This is a genomic window from Pseudomonas sp. ABFPK (assembly GCF_001586765.1).
In the GTDB taxonomy this organism is placed as follows: domain Bacteria; phylum Pseudomonadota; class Gammaproteobacteria; order Pseudomonadales; family Pseudomonadaceae; genus Aquipseudomonas; species Aquipseudomonas asiatica.
Window position 1 is genome coordinate 112119 of the sequence record NZ_LQXW01000012.1, and the last position, 12421, is coordinate 124539.

The 12421-nt window shown below is 65.8% G+C and carries 9 protein-coding genes; 4 read left to right on the top strand and 5 right to left on the bottom strand.

Annotated features, from left to right (window positions below; genetic code table 11):
• Window positions 1-91 precede the first annotated feature (91 nt).
• Both WM94_RS09720 and pvdM read right to left on the bottom strand, forming a co-directional pair.
• A complete protein-coding gene (locus WM94_RS09720) occupies window positions 92-1378 on the bottom strand; it encodes an aminotransferase class V-fold PLP-dependent enzyme (protein ID WP_061551076.1) in 1287 nt (428 codons plus the stop codon).
• A gap of 17 nt (window positions 1379-1395) precedes the next feature.
• On the bottom strand, window positions 1396-2742 hold the full coding sequence (gene pvdM, locus WM94_RS09725) for a pyoverdine-tailoring dipeptidase-like protein PvdM (RefSeq protein ID WP_061551077.1): 1347 nt from the start codon (window positions 2740-2742) through the stop codon (window positions 1396-1398).
• A 346-nt stretch (window positions 2743-3088) separates the two neighbouring features.
• Here pvdM and WM94_RS09730 point away from each other — a divergent pair, with 346 nt between their 5' ends.
• Window positions 3089-4708, top strand: coding sequence for a hypothetical protein (locus WM94_RS09730; RefSeq protein WP_015271109.1), 1620 nt, complete (start codon window positions 3089-3091; stop codon window positions 4706-4708).
• A gap of 136 nt (window positions 4709-4844) precedes the next feature.
• Here the strand turns inward: WM94_RS09730 and WM94_RS09735 are convergent, their stop codons facing one another.
• From WM94_RS09735 to WM94_RS09745, 3 genes are read right to left on the bottom strand one after another with little or no spacing between them, the layout of a single operon-like run.
• Entirely contained in the window at window positions 4845-6263 is a 1419-nt protein-coding gene (locus WM94_RS09735) for an efflux transporter outer membrane subunit (protein WP_061551078.1), read from the bottom strand.
• A 3-nt stretch (window positions 6264-6266) separates the two neighbouring features.
• A complete protein-coding gene (locus tag WM94_RS09740) occupies window positions 6267-8231 on the bottom strand; it encodes a MacB family efflux pump subunit (protein WP_061551079.1) in 1965 nt (654 codons plus the stop codon).
• Window positions 8232-9404 (bottom strand): efflux RND transporter periplasmic adaptor subunit, encoded by a 1173-nt coding sequence (locus WM94_RS09745; RefSeq protein WP_061551080.1) that lies wholly within the window; start codon window positions 9402-9404, stop codon window positions 8232-8234.
• A gap of 478 nt (window positions 9405-9882) precedes the next feature.
• Here WM94_RS09745 and WM94_RS09750 point away from each other — a divergent pair, with 478 nt between their 5' ends.
• The 3 genes from WM94_RS09750 to WM94_RS09760 all read left to right on the top strand — a co-directional run bounded on the left by WM94_RS09750 (window position 9883) and on the right by WM94_RS09760 (window position 12405).
• Entirely contained in the window at window positions 9883-10359 is a 477-nt protein-coding gene (locus tag WM94_RS09750; RefSeq protein WP_039615137.1) for a sigma-70 family RNA polymerase sigma factor, read from the top strand.
• A 168-nt stretch (window positions 10360-10527) separates the two neighbouring features.
• The gene (locus WM94_RS09755; protein ID WP_039615138.1) at window positions 10528-11007 is read left to right on the top strand and encodes a hypothetical protein; all 480 of its coding nucleotides are present in this window, start codon (window positions 10528-10530) and stop codon (window positions 11005-11007) included.
• Window positions 11008-11079: 72 nt separating this feature from the next.
• Complete coding sequence (locus WM94_RS09760; protein ID WP_061551081.1) at window positions 11080-12405, top strand: MFS transporter; 1326 nt, start codon at window positions 11080-11082, stop codon at window positions 12403-12405.
• Window positions 12406-12421 lie beyond the last annotated feature (16 nt).

Below are 12421 nucleotides of genomic sequence, written 5' to 3' on the forward strand. Positions count from 1 at the left end.
GCTCCTACAGTAGACCGCGTCAATTCGAACTTGGCGCTGTACCTGTAGGAGCGGCCTTGTGTCGCGATGGGCCGCAAAGCGGCCCCAGGCCTCACCTGCGAAGGTGCTTCTTCAACACATCGACCAATCGCTCGATCTCCGCCTCGGTATTCAACAGCCCAGGCGCCGTCCGCACCACCGGCCCGACATCCCGAGACACCGCATCGACCACGATGCGCTGGCTGTTGAGATACCGGGCCACCTCGTCAGCATCCTGCCCCGTGACCCGGAAGAAGGTGAACCCCGCCGAATACTGCGTGCTGCGCGGTGTCACCAGCTCGACCCCCGGCAGCGCCTCTAGCCGCTGCCTGAGATAGCCATTGAGCCCATGAATCCGTGCCTGCACCGCCGCCTTGCCCAGCTGCAGGTGCAACTCGAACGCCTTGCCCAATGCCCAGCGGTGCTCGAACGCGTGGTAACCCCCGGGCGTCATCACCGTGGCAAAGTCCTCGTTCTCGGAAAACGTGGCAATGGTCGGGGTCAGCTGCTTCAGTTCGGTGGACGCCGCGCAGATGATCCCGGTACCCCGCGGCCCGAACATCCACTTGTGCGTGCCGGCGATGAAGTAGTCGCAGTTGAGATCGGCAAAGCGCATGTCTTCGACGCCGAAGCCGTGCACACCGTCGATCACGTAGATGATCTGGTCCTGCTCGTCACGCTGGCGATTGACCTCGCGCACCAGTGCGCCGATCTCGCCGACGGGCAGTTTCACGCCACTGCCCGAGTGCACCCAGGTCATGCCCAGTACCCGGGTTTTCGGCCCGATGGCCGCGGCGATGGTGGCCAGTACCTGGTCGCTGTTGACCTTGGCGGGGTCGTCGAACAGGCGCAACCGGTGCACCGGTGTGCCATCGCGCGTGGTGCGAAAGCCCATGGTATGGCGGGCGGCCGAATGCTCGTGCACGGTGGTGAGAATTTCCTGCCCCGGGGCAATCTTCAGCCCGCCATAGATCAGCCCCAGGCCTTCGGTGGTGCTGCCGGTCAGGGCAATTTGCCGGGGCGTCACTTCGAGGTAGCGGGCTGCCCATTCACGCACGGCGGCCTCGTGCTTCCACTCCGATTGGCTGTCCCAGTCGACCATGCGGGCCGGGTGGCGGTCGAAGCGGGCGCGCAGCGCCTCGATGGCTTCGCGCACGGGCCGTGGGTGCGAGGTGATCAGGAAGTTGGCAAAGTGCGCGTACGCCGGGTCCAGCTCGAACAGGTTGCGAAACCCGGCCCAGTCGCTGGCGGTTGCAGGCTGCGCAGCCGCCGCTTGGGCGGCAGGCAGCAGTGGGCCTGTGAGGGGCAGGGCGGCCGCAAGCAGGCCGGCCTGCTTGAGAAAGGTGCGACGATCGTTCATCAAATGGCTCGCAAGGGTCAGGGGGATGAGGTGGCGACAGGTTGCGCGGCGCGCTGCACCTGCTCCCACACCCGCAGGAAGTTGCCGCCCCAGAGCTTGGCGATATCTGCTTCGGAGTAGCCGCGGCTGATCAGTTCGGCGGTGACGTTGCGTGCTTCACTGGCGTTTTGCCAACCGTCGATGCCACCGCCTTCGTTGAAGTCCGAGCTCAGGCCGACATGATCGATGCCGATCTTGCGCACGGTGTAGTCGATGGCGTCGCCATAGTCCTTGAGCGTGGCTGGCGGTTCTTCCTCGAGAATGCCGTACAGCGCGTTGGCATATTGGCCGACCTTCTGCTCGGGCCAGCCGGCAATCACCGGGTCACCTGGCATCAGTGCGTAGTCGAGGTTGACCAGTGGCGGCAGGTCGTAGCGGGCGCGCAGGGCGTTGAGTTTGTCCTGGGTCTTGCTGCTCAAGGGCTTGAGGTAGGTGGAGAAGGCCACCAGCTGGACCACGCCGCCGCTGTCCTTGATCAGCTGCAGCTCCTTGTCGGAGAGGTTGCGCCTGATGTCGACCATCGCCCGTGGCACCGAGTGCGAGGCCACCACCGGCGCGCGGCTGAGGGCGACGGCCTGGGCCAGCGCCTTGCTGGACATTTGCGACACATCGATGATCACGCCCAGGTCGTTCAGCCGCTGCACGGCGCGCTTGCCGAGCGGCGACAGGCCGTCCAGGGCATCGGCGGTGTCATTGAAGAACGGCAGCGGGCGCGAAGAGTCGGCCCAGCTGTTGTTGCCCACATAGCTGAACCCGAACATGCGCACGCCGCGCGCGGCCCAACGGTCGAGCTGGTCGATGTCATCGCCCAGCGCATAGGCGTTGAGCATGCTGAGGAACACCGCGAACTTGCCTTCGCCGTGCAGGCGCCGCATGTCTTGCGGGGTATAGGCAATACCCACCTGCTGCGGGAAGTCGCGGACCATGGCGGTGATGGCGTTGTAGCGCACCTCCTGGGTGTGGCGGGCGGCTTCGACGAAGCCTGGGGTCGGGCGGTGCGGGCCGCCGTCTCCGGTCCAGGACTCTGGCCAGGCGAAGATGGTCAGGGCCGCGCCGGACAAACGCCCGCGTGCGGCCTTGGCCAGGTCGAAGCGGCCATCGCCATCCTTGTCGGCCTCACTGCCTTCGGTGCCGAAGGTCAGCGGCAGGGTGACATGGCTGTCGAACGAGATGATGCGTTCCTGCAGGTCGTTGGCCTGGCGGGTCACCTCCCTGGAATAGCCGGCGGGTGTGGCGAAGTAGTGCCAGGCGGCAAACCCGGCGCCAGCGGCAGCCGCCGCGGCCAGGCTGATAAACAGGGCTTTCTTCCAGCGTGGAGTCGTCATCTTGGTCTCAGTAGGTTCACCGTCGAGGGATGGGCACAGAGGCCGCCGCTACCTGCAGTGAACGAGCTTGCACCCGGGAAATTTAGCCGCTATCAGGTCGCTGGCGCAGGGCCCTGTAGGAGCGGCCTTGTGTCGCGATAGGGGTGCGCAGCGCCCCCAGGATCTTCGCACCTCTGCAAAATTGCCGGGGCCGCCTTGCGGCCCTTTCGCGACACAAGGCCGCTCCTACATTGACCGAGTTGCCCTCAGGGGCGGGGGTGGCAAGCCGCTAAATTTCGCCTGCCGTGCAACGTTCTAGCCTTGGACGGGCCGTGCTCCATGGCCGCAATGAATGCACAGGTATGCAATGACGATTTCCCGACGCGGTTTCATCGCCGGTGTGGCACTGACGGGTGTGGTGGTGCCCGGTGCGCTGGGGGCGCTGTATGTGCAGCGCCAGCGTGCCGCCGAGGAATTCCCGGAAACCCCTGGCGAGGCCGTCGTCGAGTTGGCCGATACCCGCCTGCAGCAGTTGGGCGATACCCTGCGCGGCATCTGGCGCTGGACGCTGCTGGGCAAGGATGCGGGGCTGGACGGCCTACCCACGAGTGAACTGGAGCTGTTCCTGGATGTGGCAACCAGCGGACGCGCCCTGCGCGGCTACCTGGATACTCCCGAGCGCCTGCGTGGGCAGGATGAGCCGCGCTACCGCGTGATAGGCGACCTGCTGGCGGACAAACCGGGCACCCTGCGCTGGCGCCTGTTTTCGGCCCAGGCCCGCTATGAATGCCATATCGTGCTCGACGAGGTCTGGGGCCGGTTCGGCAACGCCGGGCCGGCCACCCTCAACGGGCGCATTGCACGCCTGGACCGCGCGCTGACTTTGCCTGTGGAGGACAACCAGTTCCTGGCCTTGAAGCGCACCTTCCCCGAGGCGCGCGAGCGTACCCCGCTGAACCCGCAGTTGTTGGCCTGGCTGACCACCCCGGAGCATCGCCTGTTCCACCAGCTGTGGCACTCGTCGCGGGACAAATGGCACAAGCTGGGCAAGGACAAGCAGGGCGCCCTTCGTGGCCTGGGCTGGCAGCCCGGGCCACGTGATCGCGAGCGTGACGCGCGGGGCCGGCACAAGGACCGCAACGGCTCGGGAGAAGACTTTTTATTCATGCACCGGCACATGCTTGGCAGGGCCCGTGCCTTGCAGGACTTGCCGTCATGGACGCGCTTCCCGTTGCCGCAGCCGGAACTGGAGCGCGACCGGGCCGGATTCGCCCGCTACTTCGACAACCATGACGGCAATGCCCTGCCGCCCACCTGGCTGGCCAGCGGTGATGCGGAATACACCCAGTGGGTGCGCGACATCAAGACGCCGGATACCTTCCATGGCAACTTCCAGGTCTGGGAGTCACGCTACACCGACCCGGAGTACCTGAGCACCTTGACCCTGGGCCAGTTCGGTTCGGAAGTGGAGCTGGGCCTGCACGACTGGCTGCACATGCGCTGGGCATCGGTGCCGCGCGACCCCTCCAACGGCATGCCGGTGCCGACGGCGCGCACGCCGGATGATTTTGCCGAGCGCTGGTTCGCCGAACAGAACGATTTTCTCGGTGACCCGTTTTCATCCCATGTGAACCCGGTGTTCTGGCACTTTCATGGCTGGATCGACGACCGCATCGAGGACTGGTTCCACGCCCATGAGCGGCTGCACCCAGGCGAGGTACGGCGCCTGGAAGTCAATGGCGTACCATGGTTTGCGCCAGGGCGCTGGGTGGAGGTGGCCGACCCGTGGCTGGGGCCGGATACCCATGGTTGCTCGACGGTGCCGGGTTTGCGGCCCGGGCGCAGTGTAGAGATGGACCCGGAGACCATGAAGCTGGCGTTGCGCATCATCTACAGCGATGACGACCTGCTCGACAAGCTGCGGCCCAAGGTACCGCAGCGGCCGTGGTATGCGCGCAACCTGAAGGTGGCGCAGCGCTCGCGTTGAAGCCCCCGAGGCTTGCGCCGCCTTTTTGTAGGAGCGGCCTTGTGTCGCGATGGGCTGCGCAGCAGCCCCCGGATTTCAGCGTTGATGCGGATAATGCCGGGGCCGCCTTGCGGCCCATCGCGACGCAAGGCCGCTCCTACAACGGGGCGCGCAGGTGTTCTAGTTGCCAGCCACCCCCCAATGCCTTGTACAACGCCACGCTACCCTGCAACCGGGCCAGGCGCAGTTGGGCCTGCTGGTCCTGCGCCGCATACAAGGTGCGCTGGGTCTCCAGCACGCTCAACAGCGTCTCCGCTCCCGCGCCATAACGCTGCTGCGCCAGGTCGAATGCCAGGCGCGCCTGCGCCACTTCTTCATCCTGCCACTGCCGCTGGCGGTCCACGCCCTGGATCGCATTGAGCGCCTTCTCGACATCGGCAAAACCGGCCAGGATGCTGCTGCGGTAGGTCTCCAGCAACTCTGCCTGTTCAGCCTCGGCCAGTTCACGCGCGGCGCGCAGGCGGCCGTTGTTGAAGACCGGCGCGACCAGGCCGCTGGTGAGGGTGTAGTAGGAGCTGTCGAACAAATGGGCAAAGGTATTGGCGCCAGCCCCCAGGTTGGCCCCGAGGGTGAGCTTGGGCAGCATGGCGGCGCGGGCGACCTGCACATTGGCGCTGGCGGCAGCGAGCCGAGCTTCTGCTGCGGCAATGTCCGGGCGGCGGGTGAGCAGCTCGCTGGGCACGCCGCTGCCAATGGCGGGCCATTGCAGGGTGTTGATCGCGTCCTGGCTGGTGGGCAGCGACTGCACCGGGTCGCCGAGCAGGGTCGCCAGGGTGACCCGGCTGTCTTGCCACTTCTGTTCCAGTAACGGCAACTGACGTTGCTGCGCGGCCACCAGGCTGCGCTGCTGGGCCAGTTCCAGGCGCGTGGCGGAACCGCTGCGCTGGCGTGCCTCGACCAGGCCCAGCACGTCCTGGGCATTGCGCAGGTTGAGGCGGGCAATGCGCAACTGTTCCTGCAAAGCCAGGCCCTGCAGGTAACTGTCGGCCACCGCGCTGACCAAGGTCAGCTCCACGGTCTGGCGGTCGAAGCGGCTGGCATCCAGGCTGCGCAGGGCGCTGTCACGGGTCGCTCGCAGGCCACCCCAGAAGTCGATTTCGTAGCTGGCGCTGAGCTGCATGCCGAACGAGGTGCTGGTGGGTTCGCTGCGGCTGACATCCAGCTGGTCGTAGCCGTCACCGTGCAGCAGGCGTTGGCGGCTACCATCCAGGCCCAGCTTCAGCTCCGGTAGCAGCGGCGCGCCGGCGATGACTGCGCGGGCCTGGGCCTGGCGTACCCGTGCCGTGGCAGCAGCCAGGTCGTGGGCATTGTGCAGGGCGTGCTGCACCAGGCGGTCGAGTTCGCGGCTGGCGAAGGCTTGCCACCACTGCGTCGTTGGCAGTTGGGCCGAGGGTGATGCGGCCTCGCCTTGCCAGGCAGATGGCGCGGCAATACCGCTGGCGGGTGTTTGCGGCGTGCTGCAGGCGGCGAGGCATACGCACAGGGGCAACAGGCTGATGCGGCTAGGCAGAGTCATGGGTTATTCGCTGGTAAGGGCTTTGACCGGGTCGAGGCGGGCGGCCTTGCGCGCTGGCATGAAGCCGAACACGATGCCGGTGACGACAGCACAGGCGAAGGCGCCGAGCATGGCGGGCAGGGCAAAGGCCACCGCCACTTCGGCCAGCATCAGGCCGCCACCGATGGCCAGGGCCAGGACGATGCCGGCCAGGCCGCCGACCATCGACAGCATCACCGCCTCGCTGAGGAATTGCCGCAGGATGTCGCGCTGGCGCGCGCCGGTGGCCATGCGGATACCGATTTCACGGGTGCGCTCGCGCACGGTCATCAACATGATGTTCATCACGCCGATGCCACCCACCAGCAGCGAGATCGCGGCGATCGCCCCCAGCATCAGCGACAGGCTGTTCTGCGTGCGCGCCTCGGCCTGGATCAGCGCTGCGTCATTGGTCAGCTCGAAGTCCTGGCGGCCGTTGTGGCGCTGGCGCAGCAGCTTGTCGATGGCCGCTTCGGCTTCGTTGACCCGCGTGGAGTCCAGGGCGGCAACGGCGATGTAGTCCGGGTCACGCTGGCCGAACAGACGGATGGCTGCGGCGGAGTAGGGCACCACGATGCGCCCGTCGCTGTCCTGGTCGCCAGAGCTGGCGCCCTTGCCGGCCAGGATACCGACCACCTGGAACGGCACATTGCCGATCAACAGGTACTGCCCCAAAGGGTCGCGCCCAGGGTCGAGCATCTTTTCCCGCACTTTCTGGCCGATCACCGCCACCGCGGCAGCGTTGGCTTCATCGGCATCGCTGTAGAAGCTGCCTTGCACCGCCGGCCAGTTGAAAATCTCGGGGAACCCGGTGTTGTTGCCACCCACATAGAACCGCTGGCTGTTGTTGCCGTGGCGCACCATCATCTTTTCGCCGATCACCGGCATCACGTGCTTGACCTGCGGCAGTTGGCCGATGGCAGCGACATCGTCGAGGGTGATGGTGCCGGCCTGCTCGCCCAGGCTCGCCGGCTTGCCGTTCAGGTAGAGGATGTTCGAGCCGAAGGCTGCCATCTGCGCCATGACCTGGCGCTTGCTGCCTTCGCCCACTGCCAGCATCACCACCACCGAGGCCACACCGATGACGATCCCCAGCAGGGTCAGGGCGGTGCGGAAGCGGTTGACCCACATCACCCGCCAGGCCGCCTGCAGGGCTTCGAACAATTCACCTTTCCATGCCCCGTGCAAGGTTGCGCCATGGTCCAGGCGCTGGCGCAGCTGGTCGGCCTGTAGCCCGCGACTGTTTTCGACCATGGGCTTTTCGGCGGCCGAATCGCTGATGATCAGGCCGTCGCTAATTTCGATCACGCGCTGCGCCCGCGCCGCGACATTGCGGTCATGGGTGATCAGGATGATCACGTGGCCCTGGCTGGCCAGCTCGTCGAGCAACGCCATCACTTCGGTGCCGCTGTGGCTGTCGAGGGCGCCAGTGGGTTCGTCGGCGAGGATGATATGGCCACCGTTCATCAACGCCCGGGCAATCGACACCCGTTGTTGCTGGCCGCCAGACAACTGGTGCGGGCGGTTGCCAGTGCGGCTGGCCAGGCCCAGGCGGCCGAGCAGGGCGCTGGCACGGGCGTGGCGTTCGTTGGCGGCGATGCCGGCATAGATGGCCGGCATTTCGACGTTTTCCTGGGCCGAGCCCGAGGGGATCAGGTGGTAGCCCTGGAACACGAAGCCGAACGCCTCGCGGCGCAGCCAGGCCAGTTCGTCGCTGCCCAGCTCGGCCACATCCTTGCCGGCGAAGCGGTAACTGCCGGAGGTGGGGCGGTCGAGGCAGCCGAGGATATTCATCAAGGTCGATTTGCCGGAGCCAGAGGCGCCGACGATGGCGACGAACTCGCCGGGATGGATGCGCAAGCTGATGCCATGAAGGATATCGACCTTGGGCGTTTCGATGCCGCCGTAGGATTTACGGATGTCGACCAGCTCGATCAGGGGTGTGCTCATTCAACCTCCGCTGACGCCAGGGGCGCCTATCACCAGGCGTTCGCCTTCGTTCAGGCCGTCCAGCACCTGTACCCGCAGGCGGTCGCTGAGGCCGGTGCGCACCTGGCGCTGTTCCACCTTGCCGTCGCGGGTCAGCACATGCGCCAGGCGCAGGCCATCGCCTTCGTCCAGCGCGGCCAGTGGTACGGTCAGCACCTGGCTGGCTTTGCCGGCGACAAAGAACACCTGCGTGGTCATCTCGGCCATCAGGGCGCCGTCCGGGTTGTCGACATCCAGCAGCACGCTGTACTGCACCACCTGGCTGCCGGCACTGCCATTGCTGACGCTGGCCGGGCTGCCGCCGCCCTGGCTGGCCTGCTCCAGTGGCTTGGGTGGGATCGGCAGCACTTGCCGCACGGTGCTGGTCCAGCGGCGCTTGCCGCCGGCCAGGGTGGTGAAGTAGGCGGTCATGCCCGGGGTGACCTTGCCGATGTCGGCCTCCGACACCTGGGCCCACACGGTCATCGGCGAGAGCTTGGCGATGCGCAGGATCAACGGGGTTTGTTGTTGGGCATTGAGGGTCTGCCCCTCACGGGCATCCACCGCCACTACCGTGCCGTCCATCGGCGCGTAGATGCGCGTGTAGCCCAGCTCGGCCTCGTCGCTGCGCAGGCTGGCCTGGGCCTGGCGGATCTGGGCCTGGAACATGTCGATGCGCGCCTGGGTGACCTTCAGCTGTGCGGCGGCCGTTTGCACGTCCTCGTCACGGGTGGCGCCGGCGGCGGCCAGCTCCCGTTGGCGTTTGAGCTGCTGCCGGGCCAGTTGGAACTGAGCGCGTTGTTCGGCCAGCTGGGCCTTGAGGTTGTCGATCGAGTAGCGGCCGGCATCCAGCCGGGCCTGCTGGGTAGAAGGGTCGATCTCGACCAGCAGCTGGCCTTTGCGCACCGTGTCGCCGACCTCCACATGCAGGGTGTGGATCTGCCCCGATGCCTGGGCACCGACGTCCACGTAGCGCCTTGGTTGCAGGGTGCCCAGTGCGGTAACGCTGCTTTCGATGTCGGCGCGGGTCACGGCAACCGTGCTGAGCGGCTGTGCGCCGTAGGGCAGGGCCTTCCAGGCCAGCAGGCTGCCCAGGCCGAGCAGGCCCAGGCCGCTGAGCAGGAGCCGGCGACGGGTGTTGGTTAAAGGTCTCATGCAGACATCCAGCCGAGTGGGTGCCAGATAGACGAAAGCGGCAGGAGGGGATTTAGCGAATATTGAGCAGGGGCTGACAGGTGTATGGCGACAGGGTTGTGGCGCCTGTGAGATCGAGCGCCGCCCGCGCGGCGCTTCGCAGCACAAGGCTGCTCCTACATCTATTTCGGGCCAGTAACGCCTGTACCAATGCGCGCGACCGCCCTGTTTGTCCGACACGATATTGAGGTGGACGCCAGAGGGACGCGCGCCTCTGTCACAGGAATAATTGGCCCGAAACAGATGTAGGAGCAGCCTTGTGCTGCGAAGCGCCGCGCGGGCGGCGCGCGATTTCACAGGCGCGAAACCTCCCAAGACATACCCTTGTTGCTGAGAATAATTATAATTTGTAAGATCGCACGTTGACATCACTCGGTCCCGCGTTGCTGCCTGAAAAGGCTTTCTGGCATAGGCTGGCAGGACGATCTCAGGTAACGTCGTGGAACATTACTATCGCGAACTGGTGGGTTTTCTTTCTTCGCGCCTGGGCAGTCGTCAGGCCGCCGAAGACGTGGCGCATGATGCCTACCTGCGAGTGCTGGAGCGCACCGACGCCGAGCGCATCGAGCACCCGCGTGCTTTCCTTTACCGCACCGCGCTGAACCTGGTTGTCGACCGCCATCGCCGGCACCTGGTGCGCCAGGCCGAGCCATTGGAGGTGCTGGACAACGACGAGCGCTGGCACACCCCGGCGCCGACCCATGACATGCAGCTCGACCAGCGCCTGGCGCTGATGCAGCGCGCCCTGGATGAGCTGAGCAAGGTCTGCCGCGACTGCTTCCTGCTGCGTAAGCTCGAAGGCTTGTCACACCAACAGATTGCCGAGCACCTGGGTATTTCCCGCAGTCTGGTGGAAAAGCACATCGTCAATGCCATGAAGCACTGTCGTGTGCGCATGCGCGAGTGGGAATCCTGATCGCCGGGTTGAAGGCGGATGAAAATTCCGTCAGTCGCTCACTTGATTTCCACGGTTTTCCCGACTTCTATCAAAGAAGACCCTTGCCAGGCGTAGCCTAGGCAGCAGCCGTTACTGGCGCAGTATGGTCATGGAGCCTAACCATTACCCAACTGCCCAGGTCCCACCATGGCCAACAAGACCCTGCGCATCCTCATCGCCGATGCACACCCCTGCCAGCGCCTGCAACTGGAGCGGCTGCTCAACGGCCTGGGCTACTACCGGATAGCGCCAGTGGAAAGCTTCGAGGAGCTGCAGCGCCTGGTGCTGAGTGCCTTGCAGCCTTTCCACCTGCTATTGGGCAATATTGAGCTGGCCAGCCATGTCGGGGTCGATCTGGCGCGCTTCTGTCGCGTCAGCACGCAGATCCAGCATGCCCTGCTTTATCACTCCAACCAGTTGCAAGTGCCGTTGGTGCCGCAGGCCGAGCGCCAGGCCGTCAGCATGAGCCTGCCCCAGGTGCCCGACAACGAGGCACTGGAGGCATTCATGGCGATCATCGATTCGCCGCTGCAGGTCGGCAGGCTACCGCTGCCGGGCGCCATGCCGGCTGCCACGGCGCGGCCACGGCCGAAGGCCAATTTCGTCAATACCCTGTTCAACCGCTAAAGCCGCAGCGGGCGGGGCAAGGGGGCAGCTATTTGCTATCCTCTTGCCCTTTGCCGATTTGCGGACCCTGCCATGACTGCCATCGATACCGCTCGCCCGCCCCGGTTCAGCCGCGGCGACCACCGGACCCTGGGCCTGGCGGCGTTGGGCGGCGCGCTGGAAATCTACGACTTCATCATCTTCGTATTCTTTGCGCTGACCCTCAGCCAGCTGTTCTTCCCGCCCGAGATGCCCGAATGGCTGCGCCTGCTGCAAAGCTTCGGAATCTTCGTCACCGGCTACCTGGCGCGGCCGCTGGGCGGCATCCTGATGGCGCACTTCGCCGACCACCTGGGACGCAAGCGGGTCTTCAGCCTGAGCATCCTGATGATGGCCCTGCCGTGCCTGTTGATCGGTGTGATGCCGACCTACGCCGACATCGGCTATGCCGCGCCGCTGATCCTGCTGGCACTGCGTATCCTGCAGGGCGCGGCGGTGGGCGGCGAGGTGCCGAGCGCCTGGACTTTCGTCGCCGAGCACGCGCCAGCCGGGCGGCGCGGTTATGCCCTGGGCTTCCTGCAGGCCGGCCTGACCTTTGGCTATCTGCTGGGGGCACTGACCGCGACCTTGCTGGCGCAAGTGTTCACCCCGCAGGAAATCCTCGACTACGCCTGGCGCTACCCGTTCCTGCTCGGCGGGGTATTCGGCGTGATCGGCGTGTGGCTGCGTCGTTGGCTCAGCGAAACACCGGTGTTCCTCGCCCTGCGCGCGCGCCAGGAGCAGCCGGTGAGCTTCCCGCTGCGGCGGGTGCTGGGCGAACACCGCCGGGCGTTGATCCCGGCGGCGCTGCTGACCTGCGTGCTGACTTCCGCCGTGGTGGTGCTGGTGGTGATTACCCCGACAGTGATGCAGCAGCGTTTCGGCATGAGTGCCGGGCACACCTTTGCCCTTAGCAGCGTGGGCATCGTCTTCCTCAACATCGGCTGCGTGCTGGCCGGGCTGCTGGTCGACCGTGCAGGCGCCTGGCGCGCACTGATGTTCTACAGCCTGTTGCTGCCGGTGGGCATCGGCGCGTTGTATGCCAGCCTGGTGGGACAGTGGAGCGTGACCTGGCTGGCCTATGCGCTGGCGGGCCTGTCCTGCGGCGTGGTGGGCGTAGTGCCATCAGTGATGGTCGGGTTGTTCCCGGCCGAGATCCGCGTGTCGGGCATCTCCTTCACCTATAACGTGGCCTACGCGCTTTGGGCCAGCACCACGCCGCTGGCGCTGATTGCGCTGATGCCGTGGAGCCCGTGGGTGTGTGTCGGCTTTTGTCTTGTCATGGGCACGGTGGGGTTGCTGACGGCCTTGTACTTCGGACGTCGGGAGCCATTGGCGTTCGCGGCAGAGCCGATGCCGGTAATGTGTGGTGAAAAATAGTTTTCTGTTGTTTGTT